Origin of the sequence: Pseudomonas sp. IPO3749 (assembly GCF_013386605.1) — a bacterium.
Taxonomy (GTDB): domain Bacteria; phylum Pseudomonadota; class Gammaproteobacteria; order Pseudomonadales; family Pseudomonadaceae; genus Aquipseudomonas; species Aquipseudomonas azotoformans_A.
In genome coordinates this window covers 1-14,622 of the sequence record NZ_JACARN010000042.1, presented here as the reverse complement: position 1 = coordinate 14,622, position 14,622 = coordinate 1, and the positions used below count along the sequence as shown (strand labels likewise).

Here is a 14,622-nt window from a genome sequence, read left to right as displayed (position 1 = left end):
ACAAACCCAACACAGACAAAAGCCTTTAAATTCAATAGCCTTATATGTTTTGTGTTGGGTGTGTTGGGTGTGTTGGGTTTAACGGTCCTCGCATGAAAAACAAATCTTGATGCCATGGATTCAAATAACGCAGCCCATGCGCGTGCGCGACCCCAAACCCAACACACCCAACACACAAGCCGGAAAGCCGCGAAATAGAAGGCTTGAAATTGTGTGGGGTATCGATAATCAACCCAACACACACCCAACACACCCAACACACTTTTGGGCGGACTCATGCTGCAGCCGCCTTGATATGGTCCCAGCTGTCGACGCTCCAGCCCGCCAGACGCGCCGCAGCACGCCAGGCAACCACCGCTTTGCCCAGATCGGCTGAACTGACTGATGGGGGCTGGGAAGCCTGCTCATCGCGAGGAAAGAAGAAGGCCCCAAACTTGCGATTGCTGCCGTCGGTCCATGGGATAGCGCGGGTCTTATCCACCTCCGAGCTGATGAAAAGCGAGAACTTTGTTTGACTCATCACATGCTCTTTGTTGCGGTGGCACCACTCCAGGAACATCGCGTATAGATCGGTCGACAAACAAGCGCCCCACATACCGCGCCCAAGCTCGCCGTATTGCCAGAGGAACAGGAAAGTCTGCCAACTGGCACGACTCAATGCCACCAACCGCTCGCGCGCCTCAGTGCTGGGCGGCCTGGTGCGCTGGTCGAAGTCGCCCAGGTCGACGGACAATAACCATGCGTACAGAGCCGCGACGCCACCATTCTCCAGCTCGCGGCCCACCGCCTTCTGGCGCTCCACCGGAAGCGTCTCCATCGGCCACAACACCAACATTCGCCGGTCACTGGGCGCGATTGGCCAAGGCATAATCTCGTTGCTGAGGAACGCGGCGTTCATGTGGTTGGCCTCCTCCCAACCATTGATAAACTTTGACTCCATGCGCACCGTCTTGCCCGTGACCAGGTGCTTGATCTTGCCCACCTGGTTGTAACGCTGGTCACGGCTCACCACCTCCTCAAACACTGCCCAAAGCTTGCGGCTTTGCCAGGCGTTGAAGTTGCTCTCCAGTTGCGTCTGCCCGACCGTGGCCGCGTATTGGCCGTAAAGCAGCCCAAAGGCGTCAGCGAACAGCAGGCTTTTGCCCGAGCCCTCCATAGTCGAGTGAGCCAACACTGCCGTATCCATTTTCGCACCCAGGTGCTGCAACGGGTATGCCAACCACCGAACCAGCCAATCGTTCGACGACTCGTCGTGGTTGCACAGGAAAGAGATCAACCACCGCAGGTTCTCGCACGCCGCGTCATCGCGGCTCGGTTCCATGGGCAGTCCGTCGAAGGTGTTGATATAGACATTTGGATCTTTGGTCATTGTCGGGTCGAACACGATGTTCTCCACGTCAACCACGCGCCGCTCCGGGCTGTTCAACCACATGCCGTACATATCACCGAGGGCCATCTTTACCGCGCCCTCAGGAACACGCCGCTTCTTTTCGCGGTCCCAAACGTCCTTGGTGCCGTCGATATAGACATAGCGCTCAATCGGCTCAAGGTTCAGCGCACCACCCTTCTTGCCCGCCATCTTGCGGGCTTGCTCGATCTCCTTGACCTTGTCATCCGAAATCAGCTTTTTACTGGTGTCGTCTACCCATTGCTTTGCCAATGGCTTGCCAACGCGAGCCTCAAACGCGGTTTTCTTCATCACCCGCGCCTTATCAAGATCCCACACATGCGTGGTGCCCTCGACCAGCACGTATCGGCGCAGCACTTGCTCGTAGGTCAGCACCTCCCCCGCCCCCCCATCTGCAGCAGGAGCGGCCTCACCGGGCGCCACGCTGGAGTCCTGCTGGCCGGCATCCGACGATGGGGATGGGGGAAGATCTTGTGGGGCTGGGCGCGCCGCATGCTGCATGCCCAACATTCGGGCGGCCTCCTTCACTGCCCTCGACTGGTCGCCATCGTGATCTAGCAGGCAAAACACCTCAAACGCGTCATTTTGGTGACCATTAGCCAGCGGATCCGCGCCGTGGTGCGAATAGACCTTGCGGTCGGTGACCGTCACACCAGGTAGCCCGGTGCTGCTATGTGGATACAACCATTTATTACCACGCTTGATGTAATCGTGAACGCGCAATAGCTCTTCAACATCGTGGCAGCGATTGAACTCATCAATCACCGAGGGCTTGCCGTCAGCGGGCGGAGCGCGCTTGATAGGTTTCGCAACGGGCTTCTTTGGCTTCGGCGCCCAAGGGCACGCGGCCTCGGCGTTGCGCTTGAACACACCCCAGTTCTGCCAAATGTTCAACAATTCGTTGGTCAGGACTGGCAGACCATCAGCACCATTCGGCGGAGTGCGCCATGAATAAGGCTTTCCAGTGCCGGGATGGATTGATGGCGGGAATACGTCCTGCACCAGGCCCGCACGCAGCTCAAACACAGTGAAGCGCTTGTACTCCTCGGCCTCCGCTTTTGCAGCCGCCTCACCAGCTGCATCCCCCTGCTCTTTCGCAGCCCTGGCCCGAGCCATTAATGCCTTGTGAATAGACCCATCAGGGTCTTTCTCATTGGGCCACGAAAGCGAGTGGCGCGTCAGATCGATGTCATCCGGCATTTTGAACAGCACGCGGAACCGCAACGGATTGCCCACGATGGTCGGATAGACCACCGCCATGGCATCCAGATCGAGGCCCATCTGGTCGAACAACACAAACCGCGTCCACTGCACATCGTCAACGTCCAACGAGCAGACGCGGCTTGGCCCGAGTACTACGCCCAGGTTGTGATTGGGATTGCGTTGCCAGAATGCTTCGGCGGCAACCGGGTCGGTGATGTAACCGCCCGGCTTGTTCCAGCCCATACCCTTCGGCGCCTTTTCGCCTGGGTCAATCGGGACCAGGGCAAGGTTGAAGGTTTCGATGTAGCGGCGCGCCCAGGACGATATCGCTGTGCTGGTGGATTGCTCACTCATCGCCGCCGCTCCCGCAACCCCTGACAACTGGCGCAGGTCGCACAACCCTGGACTGCCTGTTGACGAAGTAACGGGATGGGTTCGTCGCAATCCTCACAGAACTGCGCACTGACGGCGCACGTTGGCCGCGGACGGCGGTCCAGCGCGACCTGAAGAAAGTACTCGGCCTGGTCGTTGGCCACGTCGATGCTGTCAGTCATGCTGACGGGCCTCCATTGCTTCCCTGGCCCCGGCCATAATGCCCAGTACTGCGCGGATCACGTCGGCGCCGTGCTTCTCCAGCAGCTGCACCTCGCGTGGCTCCCAGATATTGTCGGCCGCACCATCATGCATACTGGATACGAAGAGACCCGTCTCGTGCAGCACCTTGCTCACAGCGAGCAATGCGGTTTTAGTTGGCGCAGCGGCTTCGGGCTTGTACCAGACCATGCCCGCCGGCCTCATGAGCGCATCCAGTAACAACGGATTGCCCGTCAAGCGGATCAACTCTTCAAGCTCATCTGGATCTAGCCACCGCTGTTCGAAGTCATGCTTGACCTTCTTTTGCAGGCTGTCGTAATCCATCACCATATCAAGCGCCAGAGCGGTGACACCGCCATGATAATCGTGCGCCGCGCGATAGATTGCTTTGCGAAGTGGAAGAACCGGCACGTTGGCCGGAGATTGTTCTGTTCGACTCATAACCGTAATTACCCCGTTTACGGTCTAGCCATAGAAACGGGCACGCCCTATCCTACGACCACGACCGATGTGCATGTGCTGTGTATCGTCGTAGCCGGACTGGGGGATCTTTGGTGAGAGGCCCCAGCTCCGGCACCCATTCAAGCTGCAGATTTAAGACCTGCAGCGTCTTTTTCCTGGAAGTAAAGGCACTCAATAGCCTTCCCAGTGACATACCGTACATCCGCACCTTTGGCTGCCCGGTTTATAGTTGGTTGCGTCGTGCCCACTCGCTCCGCAATGACACGCTGGGAAAACCCCGCGCTCAGCAATTCCGCGAGCATTTGTTGAATAGTCATATGATTCACCGATGCGCTTTCGCATTGGAGACAACAATACACAAACGTATTGAACGATTCAATACAATCCTCGATACGTTTATGAATCAAGGCAGAAAAAAAGTGATTGGCGATCGCATTGCTCAGCGCATGCAAGAGATGAACTTGTCAGAGGGCGAGCTTGGCCGCCGCTCTGGGGTACCCCAGCCGACGATACACAGGATCGTGACAAATGCTGTCGCCAGCCCCCGCCATCAAAATGTTGAGAAAATAGCGAAAGCTTTAAAGGTCACCAGCAATTGGCTTTGGAGGGGAGATAGCCCGAAAGAGCATGACTCGGATCAACTCAGCCCCTCCGCCACTACTAAATCCAATGTTGAGCCCGGGCCCGCAGTCAAGGGATATGTACCACTGATTTCCTGGGTTCAGGCTGGAGCTTGGTGCGAAGTTGAAGATGTCAGGACACTTGACGACGCCGAGATCTGGCTGCCCTGTGCAGCATCCCACAGCAGTCAAAGTTACGCTTTGCGGGTAAGAGGACTGTCGATGTTTAACCAGCACGAGCGCCGCTCTTTTCGTGACGGGGACATCATTTTCGTAGATCCATCCAAGGACGCTGAAAACGGATCGCTGGTTATTGCGAAGCTGGTCGATAGCCAGGAGGCCACCTTCAAACAATTGGTGATGGAAGGCAGCCGACGCTTTCTCAAGCCATTAAACCCCTCGTGGCCGGAGCCAATCATCGAGCTCGGTCCGGACGCCATCATATGCGGCGTGGTTTTCTCAAAGCTCGAAATATTCTAAACAGCAGAAGACGCGTATAGACCCGCATTCAGTGGGTCTTTTTTTTGCACGCCCATAAAATCAATTCAAATACGTATTGACTGAATCAATACGTATTTGTATCGTTTGCACCGTTACCTTTCACCAAAGAGTACGAGACATGCAAACGACACAGCACAGCAACACCCGCTGCCCGGTCTACCTTCACCCAGCAGCGGCAATCGGCCCAGCCGCCGTAGAACGTATCCAGCGCAGTACCGGCCTGTTGGTCATCGTCAATGTGGGTCGCGCCACCATTGCACCCGCCCCCGTAGCCGTCGAAAACGATGACCAGGCCCCATGGGGAGGCGACGCAGCATGAGACCGATCCTAATTGGTCTCACCGGCCGCGCTCGTTCGGGCAAGACAACTGCCGCCGAACACTTGGCGCGGACTTACCTGCTGGAGCAATACGCCTTCGCCGACCCACTCCGTGACGGCCTGATGGCAATCTTCAACCTCGACCCAACCGACTTTGAAGGTGATCGCAAAGAGCAGCCACTCGGCTGGCTGGACTGCTCGCCGCGCCAATTGATGCAGTCGATGGGCACCGAGTGGGCACGCAATACCGTGCACCCGGATGTCTGGGTGAAGCTCGCGGAACAGAACCTTGAATACATGACCAAGGCGCTGGGTGCCGTGCTCGGCTTTGTAGTCAGCGACGTGCGCTTCGAAAACGAAGCAGACCTGATCCGCCGCCGGGGCGGTACGGTCATCCATATCCTTCGTCCCAATGCCCTGACGGTGAACCCACACATCAGCGAGGCCGGAATCGCAGCTAATTCCGCCGATTTGACGCTGCCCAACTCTGGCACGGTCGAGGGCTTCCTACGCTCGCTGGACGAGGTGTTCCTCATGATTCGCGAACGCCACCAGCGCGCCGAACAGCAGTCAGCCTGAGGTCATCGCCATGAACCGCACCCTGGACCAAACAGCCACTTTGCTCGGACTAAAGCCCCGCGCCTTCCGCACCAGGTTGCGGGAACTCGGCGTTCTGACTTCCACCGGCGACCTCGCCAGCGCGCACCGCGACCGTGGCCATCTGTTTTCAGACCCACGCAGTCGCTGGAACTCAACGCTTCGCAAATACACCCACTACGCAGTGGTGATGGTGAAAGAGTCTGGCGTTGATTGGATCGCAAAAAAGCTGAACATCACCATCACCAAGAAGGACGCCGCAGCATGAAGACGCCGAACGCCATCAACTCCGCTGTAGGCGCCCTGAAATTGGTGCCGATGTTCCTCAACCATCCAACGGTGATCAGCCGCGCCACGCTGATTGGCGCAACAGCCGAAGCTGTCGGGCTGCTGGAGTCATTGCCCTGCGTTTCGGTCGAATTGGCCGAGGTGTTCCGCTGCGTTGACGCGGTGATAAGTGACGGCCAAGTCGCCTACGTGACTCCGGTCAAGTGCCCGGAATACCCATACGGCGCCGTCATCGCGGACGCCAATGGCAACGTCCTGGCTGCGGCCAAGGGCAAGAGCAAAGAAGGTCTCGCCGAATTGATCCGACTCAAGTTGGTGCCCCAAAAGGAGGGGCATGGGGAGGAGCGCGCGTGACCACCACCTTAGAGCAACTTCGGCGCCAGTTCGCCACGCCGTGCCCGACTTTGACCGCCGTGCGTGAACAGTACTTCACGCACATCCGAACCGACCGCTACCTGATGAGCGAAATCAAGGCCGGCCGGATCGAGTTGGTGGTCAAGCGGCTGCACTGCTCGGCCCGCGCCAAGCCAGTCGTTTACCTGCACGACCTGGCCGACTACCTCGACGCCCAAGCGACGAAGCAAGCGGCCTGATTTAGACGGTAGCCCCTGCCGACCAGGGGCAAACAGCAACGCACCAATGAGGCACAGCACATGAAAGCTACCAACACCGCCGAATTTATTGGCGAACTCAACGCCGGCGTCTTCGCCAACCAAATCGGGCACGCACTTTCGGAAGTCGCCGCCGGCGTCGTCGACAACAAGAAGGTCGGCACCGTCACAGTGACCTTCACGATGAAACAGATCGCCGACAGCCACCAGGTAACCGTCAACCACAAGCTCGCCTACAAGGTACCCACCAAACGCGGCAGCCGCAGCGAAGACACCACACTCGACACGCCGATGCATGTCGGCTCGGGCGGCCGCCTCACGCTGTTTCCCGAGACTCCTCACGCCGATCAGATGTTTTCCCGTGAGGATGCTCCGATCCACGCCAAGTCGTAACGCTTCACCGCTACATACCTCTCACCAAAACAGGAATAGATTCAATGGAAGCTCGTGCAATTCAAATCATTCAAGACACCGCCCTGCTCGCCCACGCCAAATCTTTGGGCACCTTCACGCCAGTTCTGGCGCTACCGGCCGACGTCAAGATCCATAGCATTGAAAAGTTTCAGGAACTGCGCAGCCGCTTCCGGGGCGCTCTGGCAACGCATTCGCTGAAAGACTTTGCGGACTACGTGATAGCAGCCCAAGGTCCAGCAGTCGCGGGCTTTGTAGACGGTGACTCGATGGCTTGCACCGTTTACTTCAACCTCGGCACCGCAGCAGAGCCAGGCCATGGCGACTACACAGCAACCCTCGGCCTGAAAAAGACTGCCGCGTTCCTGGCACTTGAATCTGCCGCACAACGCCAGCACGCCCAGAAGGATCTCAGCGACTGGATCGAGGACTGGGCACCGAACCTCAAGGCCCTGGATGCTGACGATAAAGAAATTGACCTGCGCAAAGCAGCTGGAGCGATTCGCTCCATCAGCATCGAGCAAGCGCGTAAGAGCGAACACGTAGTTGGCGACATGAGCGCGTCCCGTTCGGCGATGGACCAGATTGAAGCCAAGTCGGCCGAAGGGCTGCCGGCTGAATTCCTGTTCACCGTAGTCCCTTACGAGGGCTTGGTCGCACGCACCATCCGCTTGCGCGTAGCCGTACTGACTGGCGGTGACAAACCTGCACTCCGCCTGCGCTGGATTGGCGAAGCACAACTGCGCGAAGACCTGGCGCAAGAGTTCAAACAAGTCGTTCAACAAGAAGTCGGCGGTTCCGCGACCTTGACGATCGGCACTTTTAACCTGGGTTAACCACCTGCAACACCCCGTCGCCGTCCTCTCACCAAAACTGTCCGGCGGCGGGCTCTAATTTGAGGTCACAGCACATGCACTCAACACAACTTATCGTTATCGCAGTCGGAATGCTGCTCGGTTTTGCAGCTCTGGTTTTTTTTATCCGTAAAGCGCTAGTACGCGCATTGAACCGCAGCTATCAGCGCGGCGTAGATAACGGAAGGACGTTCCAGCTCTGGAAAGTGGAGACTTTGAACCTTGACCTTCATCAAGCAGAAATTACCCACCAGACCGAAATAGCGAAACTCAACGAAACCATATCCACTTTCCAGGTGCGTTTGGGGGCTCCTGTAACCATCTCCGACCATCAGCTATTAGAAGAGGTCGCCATCACTCTCGATCTCGCCTTGAAAACCTGGCGCCCACTCAAGGGGTCTCAACCCGTCCAGGTTAGGACCAGCGCTCAGATACTCAATCTGAAAAATCTAAGCAACCGAATTTTAACCCAGGTCGAGCCAGTCCCCGTTAAATCGCTGGAGGATGCAGCATGAAAACAATGTGCATCTACCACGGTAACTGCGCTGATGGTTTCGGCGCTGCGTGGGTTGTTCGCAAAGCTCTCGGTAGCGATGTCGAATTCGTTCCAGGTGTTTACGGTCAAGAGCCACCGGACGTGACCGGCAAAGACGTTGTCGTCGTTGACTTCAGCTACAAGTACGACGTGCTACGGGCACTGGCGGTCGCGGCCAACAGCATCATCGTGCTCGACCATCATAAAAGTGCAGCCGATGACCTAGTGCGTTTCGAACAATTCCACGCTGGGGTTGAGGAAGACGCCTTCGATTTGCTCGGATGGAAAACAGCACACGCATTTGCTCGTTCTAAAAACTGCCCGGCAATAGCCTGCTGTTTTGATATGAGCCGCAGCGGCGCGATGCTCGCTTGGGACCACTACTTTCCCGACCAAGAGCCACCGCAACTACTCCGTCACATCCAGGATCGGGACTTGTGGCTGTTCAAGTTGGATGGCACCCGAGAGATTCAAGCCAACCTCTTTAGCTACCCGTACGACTTCGAAGTCTGGGATCAGCTTATGGCTGCCGACGTCCAGACCCTTCGCTCAGATGGTGCAGCGATCGAGCGCAAACATCATAAGGACGTGGCCGAGCTGGTCGCCGTGACGAAGCGCCGCCTGATGATCGGCGGGTACGATGTACCCGCAGCGAGCCTGCCCTACACATTAACAAGTGACGCAGGCGCCTTGATGGCCCAGGGCGAGCCGTTTGCCGCCTGCTACTGGGATACCCCGAACGGCAGGTCGTTCAGCCTCCGCAGCACCGATGAAGGTATGGACGTATCGGTGATTGCTAGTCAGTACGGTGGCGGCGGCCACCGCAATGCAGCAGGTTTTCGCGTTCCGTTTGACCATGAACTTGCCGGAGCAAACCCCGGTGAACGGCGCGGTCAATCGGGAGGTGCACAATGACTTGGATCCTCACCCACAGCGGCCAGCAGTTCGACCTGCTGCGGCCAACCGCCGGAATGATCAAACCATTAGATATTGCTCACGCACTGTCGAACCTGTGCCGTTTCAACGGCCACACCCGCACGCACTACAGCGTGGCGCAGCACAGCTTGATCGTCGCCAGCCTGGTACCCACCAAACACCAGCTCGTGGCGCTACTGCACGACGCAACCGAAGCCTACATTGGCGACATGACACGCCCACTCAAGGCCGTGCTGCCTGAATACAAGTACATCGAGCACCAGATATGGCTCGCCGTCTGCGAAAGATTCAACATCCTGCCTGACCTACCTGCCTGCGTGAGTTTCGCGGACATGGTGGCCTTAGCTACGGAACGCCGCGATCTGATGCCAAAGCACCCAGACGCCTGGGAGTGCCTGCGCGGCGTCCATCCAATGACCGAAACCATTATCCCGCTGCCAGCGGTATACGCATCACAGGCGTTTTTCTCGCAACTGATGGCCCTGATGCAGAGCAATCACCGCCGGAGGTACGTGGCATGACCTCTTCCAAAAAACAACCATTCGACTTCAAGACCCAATACGGCCTGGGCTTCAACGCCCAAGACGCTGAAGTTATCGTGGACTTCTTCTGTGGTGGCGGCGGCGCCGGTACCGGCCTGGAGATAGGCCTGGGCCGCGCGGTTAACGTGGCGAAGAACCATAGCCCGCAGGCGATCAGCATGCACACCGTCAACCACCCAGGCGCCCAGCACTTCACCACCGACGTTTTCGAGGGGGATCCTGACACTGAGTGCGGAGGCAAGGCCGTGGGCTGGTTCCACATGTCGCCAGATTGCACACACCACAGCCAGGCCGCCGGCGGCCAGCCACGCAAGCGCGAGATCCGCAACCTGTCGTGGATCGGCCTCAAGTGGGGAGGCAAGAAGCGGCCGAGGGTGATCAGCCTGGAGAACGTCAAACAGATTTTGCAATGGGGCCGGTTGATCGCCAAGCGCGACAAGAACACCGGGCGCGTGGTGACGCTGGACCAGGTACCGCACCCAACCAAGAAGGGAAAGACCACCAATCGTGTGGCAGCGCCGGGCGAGCAAGTCCCGGTGTCTAATCAGTTCCTTGTGCCTGACCCAAAGCAACGCGGCCGCACTTGGCGCCGCTTTGTGGCCCTGCTGGAAGGCATGGGCTACGTCGTAGAGTGGAAGGTGATCAGGGCATGCGACTTCGGCGCGCCGACCAGCCGGGAGCGCCTGTTTATGATCGCTCGGTGCGACGGCCTGCCGGTGGTGTGGCCTGAACCAACTCACGCGAAGAACCCGGTCAAAGGCCAGCAGAAGTGGAAGACCGCCGCTGACTGCATCGACTTCAGCGACCTGGGCAAAAGCATCTTCGGGCGGAAGAAAGACTTGGCCGAGGCCACGCTGCGCCGCGTTGCCAAGGGTATGAAGAAGTTCGTCATCGACAGCGCGTCGCCGTTCATTGTGCCGATTGCCAATTGGTCCGGCGAGGCAGTGCAGTCTGCCGACGAGCCGCTGCGCACCGTCACCTCATACCCGAAGGGCGGCGCCTTCTCGGTTGTCAGTCCAGTGATTGCACCCGCAACGCACCAGGGCAGTGACCGGATCAACGACCCGCTCGAACCTCTGCCCACAGTGACGTGCGCCAATCGCGGCGAGCTGACACTGATCAGCCCGACGCTGATTCAGTCAGGCTACGGCGAGCGCCCAGGACAAGAGCCACGGGTGCCGGGCGTTGATCAACCCTTGGGCACCGTTGTGGCCGGCGGCGTGAAGCACGCACTGGCATCCGCCTGCATCGTCCAGGCTGGTCACGGCGAAGGCTCAGACGCAAACAAACGCCGCTCCCACGGGGTGAACGATATCTGCGGCCCGGTGGGCACCGTCACTGCCCGCGGCGGCGGCCAGTCCGTCAGCGCGGCGGTGATGATCCAGGCCAACGGCGGATTCAACACCGTGCACGCCAAAGACATTCGCGATCCAATGACTACGGTGACCAACACCGGCAGCCAGCAGCAGTTGGCAACGGCGAACCTGGTGCACTTGCAGGGCAACTGTGATGCACGGGACGTGAGCGACCCGCTGCACACAATCAGCGCCGGGGGTCAGCACCACGGCCTGGTCAGCGCATTCATGGAGCGGGCATTCGGCGGCAGTATTGGCCAGGGCCTGGAAGAACCGGCACCGACCATTACCGCCGGCGGTGGCGGCAAGAGCTCCCTGGTATCGCTCACTCTGTCGCCTGAGCATGAAGCTGGTGCGCTGCGCGTTGCAGCCTTCCTGATCAGCTACTACGGCACCGAGAACGTCAGCGCTTGCGATGCACCGGCTCCCACGATCACCACCAAGGATCGCCTGGCACTCGTCACGGTGATGGTCCAGGGCACGCCATACGTGATCGTCGATATCTGCCTGCGGATGCTCAAGCCGGTTGAGCTGTACAAGGCCCAAGGGTTCCCGGCCGACTACATCATCACCCACGGCGCCGACGGCAAGCCCTTCACTATCACCCAGCAGGTGCATATGTGCGGCAACAGCGTCAGCCCGCCGCCGATGGCCGCCCTGGCGCGGGCGAACGATCCATGGCGCCAAGCGCACGCGCTGAAGGAGGCCGCATGACAGCTCTTCGCCGAACAGTCCGAATCCGCCAAGGACAAATGGCCCCACTCGACCTGGGCACCATATGTGACAAGTGCAACAAATCACGAGCACATGGCAACCACCAACAATGCAGCAAGCAGCGCCAGGCTGAAGGCATCGCCCGGCGCGCCGGGGAGATAGCACAATGAGCGCAGCAGAAAAACTCGACTTCCACATCACACCAGGTGCCTGGTTTCGGCAGGACCTGCTTTACCCAGTCTTCGGCCTAAGCACCGAAGCGGTTCGCAAGTACCGCACACGAGGCCTGTGGCTAGAAGGCAAGCACTGGCGTTATGACCCGGCCAACGTAATCGTCTACAACCGCGCCGCTATCGAACACTGGATGGAAGGGAAACTATGATCGACAAGATGCCGACCGGCGTTGAGATGAACGGCAAGCAGCTACGCATCTGGTTCATCTTCAACGGCCAGCGGTGCCGGGAACCCCTGGAAGGGATCTCGAAAGTAAACAAGGCAGCGATCGCCTATGCCGACAATAAGCGGCGCACCATTCTCGCGGAAATCAAAGAGGGCCGCTTCGACTATGCGGCCCACTTTCCGAACTCGCCAAGGGCCGCCATGTTCACTGGAACCGGCGGCCCTTCGCTCAAGCGCACCGTAAAGGAAGGTATTGAGCGCTGGCTGGAGGTTCAGCGCGCGCTTAAAGCGTCGAGCACCGTCATCAACTATGTGAGCAAGGCTGTGCACGTAGAAAAGAAGTTCGGCAAGCGCAGGATCGTCGACATCAGCAAGAGCGACATTGAGTTGTTTCAAGCACAACTGCTCAAGCAAGGCTTGGCCCCGAAGACAGTGAACGACATTTTCACCATCGTCCGCGGGGTGTGGGCGGATGCCTTCGGCGACGGCATCCTGAAGGCCAACCCGCTCGATAGGATCAGTAACGTCGGATCGGATGTGGACCTGGAGCATGCCGACCCCTTCAGTCGCACCGAGATCGAATTGATCGGTAAAACGGACCCCGACCGCCGACCAGACACCCGGATGATTGAGTTCAATTGCTGGGCCGGGATGTCCCTTTCCGAACTCATCGGGCTTGCCGTTGAAGACGTAGACCTTGATGCCGGCTTGGTGCACGTCCGCCGGGCATTGGTCGTCGGCGAGTTCAAAGTCCCCAAAGAACGCTCCAGGGTACGAGTCATCGAGCTTATAGACCCAGCCCTCGCACTGATGCGAGAGATAGTTGCCGACGCCAAAGACGCGGTAGTCGAAGAGATCACCGTTATCCAGCGCGACAACATCACGTCCAAGAAGATGAAGGTCAGGTTCCTTTTCCGGAGTTCGACCAGCGGTCTACTTTGGAACGGCAAGACGTTGAGCAACTGGTTCACTGCCCATCTGAAAAAGGCAGAGGTTCGGCACCGAGGTGCTAACCAATGTCGCCACACGTTTGCCAGCCAGATGCTGTCGAGTTATGTCCCGGTCGAATGGGTAGCCCGTCAACTCGGGCATGCAGATACAACAATGGTGAGAAAGCACTACGGGAGATGGATACCGAAGGACACCAAGAGCATGGCGGGTATCGTGTCGAAAATGCTGGGTTTTAGGGAAGAGTAGCTTGAGTCAGGGAGATATGACTCATCCAAGAACTCAAACAGCATATCCCCCCAAAACGACGAAGCCCCCGTAATACGAGGGCTTCGTCACTACTACCGATAGCTCGCTCAGCGTCGCATCACGCGACCAAGAGCGCTTTTCAGTCGTTCATTGTCTGCAGCAGTTGGCTGCATATATTGAGCGTCGCACGGGGCGCTCAACGCTACGGAACCTTGAGCAACCTGGCTGACTACGCCTTTAACACGCTCATCAGTGGCCGCCGCGTCTCGTATCGACACTGGATTCTGCCCACTATTTAAGTACATCACCATTCCCCTTTCCATGAAGGCTACGTTCATGCCTTTAAGGCCAACGTCTTGAGTAAGATTGCCCGTCTGCGTAGCCAGTTCAAAATATTTAGTTTCGCCGCCACTGTACGGGTCCATCAGCTTAGCTGTGTCTACCGACTTTACAGCGCAATTGTTACTACGCCAGCATCCTGCAGCGTGCCTTGCCCCCGAACCAGCAAAACTGGCGACCATATGTTCAACGTCGCCAATCTTGTTCGAAAGCTGAATGTCTTGTCCGTGTTCAAATACCACGCCGCCGTCTGACTTGTCAACCATCAGCATAGCAATACCCGTCAGTCCCGGGTCATCTTTGATACCCTCATCAAAGAGGTATTCTTTCCAAGCTTGGATAACCTGCGAATCGCCGGCGAAAAGGAACACAGCAGTAGTGGTATCAACAATCTTCTCAAAGCCACTGTCGTCAATGTAGAACACAGCATAGTCCGTGTTGAACGACCAGCGAGAATCTGTACCTACTTTTAGCGCGCCCTTGTCATAGACATTCGTTGTCATTGGAGTTCCGTTTCCCGAAAAAATTCGCGGAAGCTTACGTCATTCCATAATGATATCAAGCGATATTTAATAGGCTCGTAACGCCAAACAAGGCTTGTAGCGGCCTCAGGGTCGGTAAAAATGCCCTAAAAATGCCCTAACACGAGCCAGGATAACGAAAAAACCCCTGAAATCTTCAACGATTACAGGGGCTTAGTCTTGTTCAATAATGGCGGAGAGATAGGGATTCGAACCC

The 14,622-nt window shown here is 57.8% G+C and carries 18 protein-coding genes; 14 read left to right on the top strand and 4 right to left on the bottom strand.

The genetic code is table 11. The features are described 5' to 3' along the window. Positions 1-274 precede the first annotated feature (274 nt). From HX812_RS17180 to HX812_RS17170, 3 genes are read right to left on the bottom strand one after another with little or no spacing between them, the layout of a single operon-like run. Positions 275-2,965, bottom strand: coding sequence for a bifunctional DNA primase/polymerase (locus HX812_RS17180; protein WP_038848245.1), 2,691 nt, complete (start codon positions 2,963-2,965; stop codon positions 275-277). Then, a complete protein-coding gene (locus HX812_RS17175; RefSeq protein WP_038848242.1) occupies positions 2,962-3,165 on the bottom strand; it encodes a TraR/DksA C4-type zinc finger protein in 204 nt (67 codons plus the stop codon). Before HX812_RS17175 ends, HX812_RS17180 begins: the two co-directional genes overlap by 4 nt. Further along, a complete protein-coding gene (locus HX812_RS17170) occupies positions 3,158-3,646 on the bottom strand; it encodes a phage regulatory CII family protein (protein WP_038848240.1) in 489 nt (162 codons plus the stop codon). Before HX812_RS17170 ends, HX812_RS17175 begins: the two co-directional genes overlap by 8 nt. Positions 3,647-4,065: 419 nt before the next feature. Here HX812_RS17170 and HX812_RS17165 point away from each other — a divergent pair, with 419 nt between their 5' ends. The 14 genes from HX812_RS17165 (at position 4,066) to HX812_RS17100 (ending at position 13,545) form a co-directional block, all read left to right on the top strand. After that, positions 4,066-4,767, top strand: coding sequence for a LexA family transcriptional regulator (locus tag HX812_RS17165; protein WP_218174432.1), 702 nt, complete (start codon positions 4,066-4,068; stop codon positions 4,765-4,767). Between the two features lie 139 nt (positions 4,768-4,906). Beyond that, entirely contained in the window at positions 4,907-5,107 is a 201-nt protein-coding gene (locus HX812_RS17160; RefSeq protein WP_038848234.1) for a hypothetical protein, read from the top strand. Continuing rightward, positions 5,104-5,685, top strand: a complete 582-nt coding sequence (locus HX812_RS17155; RefSeq protein ID WP_038848231.1) for a deoxynucleotide monophosphate kinase — start codon at positions 5,104-5,106, stop codon at positions 5,683-5,685. The genes HX812_RS17160 and HX812_RS17155 overlap by 4 nt, the downstream gene beginning before the upstream one ends. Positions 5,686-5,695: 10 nt before the next feature. After that, positions 5,696-5,971 (top strand): hypothetical protein, encoded by a 276-nt coding sequence (locus HX812_RS17150; RefSeq protein WP_038848229.1) that lies wholly within the window; start codon positions 5,696-5,698, stop codon positions 5,969-5,971. Next, positions 5,968-6,345, top strand: a complete 378-nt coding sequence (locus tag HX812_RS17145; RefSeq protein ID WP_038848228.1) for a hypothetical protein — start codon at positions 5,968-5,970, stop codon at positions 6,343-6,345. The genes HX812_RS17150 and HX812_RS17145 overlap by 4 nt, the downstream gene beginning before the upstream one ends. Continuing rightward, positions 6,342-6,584, top strand: a complete 243-nt coding sequence (locus HX812_RS17140; protein ID WP_038848226.1) for a pyocin activator PrtN family protein — start codon at positions 6,342-6,344, stop codon at positions 6,582-6,584. The genes HX812_RS17145 and HX812_RS17140 overlap by 4 nt, the downstream gene beginning before the upstream one ends. A 60-nt stretch (positions 6,585-6,644) precedes the next feature. Continuing rightward, a complete protein-coding gene (locus HX812_RS17135; protein WP_038848224.1) occupies positions 6,645-6,995 on the top strand; it encodes a hypothetical protein in 351 nt (116 codons plus the stop codon). A gap of 44 nt (positions 6,996-7,039) precedes the next feature. Beyond that, positions 7,040-7,849: a DUF2303 family protein gene (locus HX812_RS17130; RefSeq protein ID WP_038848221.1), complete on the top strand. Its 810-nt coding sequence runs from the start codon at positions 7,040-7,042 to the stop codon at positions 7,847-7,849. Positions 7,850-7,923: 74 nt separating this feature from the next. Continuing rightward, positions 7,924-8,382 carry a hypothetical protein gene (locus HX812_RS17125; protein WP_038848217.1) on the top strand — a complete coding sequence of 153 codons (459 nt, stop codon included), beginning with the start codon at positions 7,924-7,926 and terminating at the stop codon, positions 8,380-8,382. Then, a complete protein-coding gene (locus HX812_RS17120; protein WP_235165478.1) occupies positions 8,379-9,317 on the top strand; it encodes a phosphohydrolase in 939 nt (312 codons plus the stop codon). The genes HX812_RS17125 and HX812_RS17120 overlap by 4 nt, the downstream gene beginning before the upstream one ends. Continuing rightward, the gene (locus HX812_RS17115; RefSeq protein ID WP_038848214.1) at positions 9,314-9,859 is read left to right on the top strand and encodes a phosphohydrolase; all 546 of its coding nucleotides are present in this window, start codon (positions 9,314-9,316) and stop codon (positions 9,857-9,859) included. The genes HX812_RS17120 and HX812_RS17115 overlap by 4 nt, the downstream gene beginning before the upstream one ends. Beyond that, positions 9,856-11,949, top strand: a complete 2,094-nt coding sequence (locus tag HX812_RS17110) for a DNA cytosine methyltransferase (RefSeq protein WP_038848211.1) — start codon at positions 9,856-9,858, stop codon at positions 11,947-11,949. The genes HX812_RS17115 and HX812_RS17110 overlap by 4 nt, the downstream gene beginning before the upstream one ends. Before the next feature lie 166 nt (positions 11,950-12,115). Beyond that, positions 12,116-12,331: an excisionase family protein gene (gene xisR / locus HX812_RS17105; RefSeq protein WP_038848208.1), complete on the top strand. Its 216-nt coding sequence runs from the start codon at positions 12,116-12,118 to the stop codon at positions 12,329-12,331. Next, entirely contained in the window at positions 12,328-13,545 is a 1,218-nt protein-coding gene (locus tag HX812_RS17100; protein WP_038848205.1) for an Arm DNA-binding domain-containing protein, read from the top strand. Before xisR ends, HX812_RS17100 begins: the two co-directional genes overlap by 4 nt. 107 nt (positions 13,546-13,652) lie before the next feature. Here the strand turns inward: HX812_RS17100 and HX812_RS17095 are convergent, their stop codons facing one another. Next, a complete protein-coding gene (locus HX812_RS17095; protein WP_038848202.1) occupies positions 13,653-14,387 on the bottom strand; it encodes a hypothetical protein in 735 nt (244 codons plus the stop codon). Positions 14,388-14,622: the final 235 nt, after the last annotated feature.

Bases quoted from the DNA above. Each gene is read 5' to 3' on its own strand.
- HX812_RS17180 (WP_038848245.1), bottom strand. From the start codon at position 2,965: ATGAGTGAGCAATCCACCAGCACAGCGATATCGTCCTGGGCGCGCCGC.
- HX812_RS17175 (WP_038848242.1), bottom strand. From the start codon at position 3,165: ATGACTGACAGCATCGACGTGGCCAACGACCAGGCCGAGTACTTTCTT.
- HX812_RS17170 (WP_038848240.1), bottom strand. From the start codon at position 3,646: ATGAGTCGAACAGAACAATCTCCGGCCAACGTGCCGGTTCTTCCACTT.
- HX812_RS17165 (WP_218174432.1), top strand. From the start codon at position 4,066: ATGAATCAAGGCAGAAAAAAAGTGATTGGCGATCGCATTGCTCAGCGC.
- HX812_RS17160 (WP_038848234.1), top strand. From the start codon at position 4,907: ATGCAAACGACACAGCACAGCAACACCCGCTGCCCGGTCTACCTTCAC.
- HX812_RS17155 (WP_038848231.1), top strand. From the start codon at position 5,104: ATGAGACCGATCCTAATTGGTCTCACCGGCCGCGCTCGTTCGGGCAAG.
- HX812_RS17150 (WP_038848229.1), top strand. From the start codon at position 5,696: ATGAACCGCACCCTGGACCAAACAGCCACTTTGCTCGGACTAAAGCCC.
- HX812_RS17145 (WP_038848228.1), top strand. From the start codon at position 5,968: ATGAAGACGCCGAACGCCATCAACTCCGCTGTAGGCGCCCTGAAATTG.
- HX812_RS17135 (WP_038848224.1), top strand. From the start codon at position 6,645: ATGAAAGCTACCAACACCGCCGAATTTATTGGCGAACTCAACGCCGGC.
- HX812_RS17130 (WP_038848221.1), top strand. From the start codon at position 7,040: ATGGAAGCTCGTGCAATTCAAATCATTCAAGACACCGCCCTGCTCGCC.
- HX812_RS17125 (WP_038848217.1), top strand. From the start codon at position 7,924: ATGCACTCAACACAACTTATCGTTATCGCAGTCGGAATGCTGCTCGGT.
- HX812_RS17120 (WP_235165478.1), top strand. From the start codon at position 8,379: ATGAAAACAATGTGCATCTACCACGGTAACTGCGCTGATGGTTTCGGC.
- HX812_RS17115 (WP_038848214.1), top strand. From the start codon at position 9,314: ATGACTTGGATCCTCACCCACAGCGGCCAGCAGTTCGACCTGCTGCGG.
- HX812_RS17110 (WP_038848211.1), top strand. From the start codon at position 9,856: ATGACCTCTTCCAAAAAACAACCATTCGACTTCAAGACCCAATACGGC.
- xisR (WP_038848208.1), top strand. From the start codon at position 12,116: ATGAGCGCAGCAGAAAAACTCGACTTCCACATCACACCAGGTGCCTGG.
- HX812_RS17100 (WP_038848205.1), top strand. From the start codon at position 12,328: ATGATCGACAAGATGCCGACCGGCGTTGAGATGAACGGCAAGCAGCTA.
- HX812_RS17095 (WP_038848202.1), bottom strand. From the start codon at position 14,387: ATGACAACGAATGTCTATGACAAGGGCGCGCTAAAAGTAGGTACAGAT.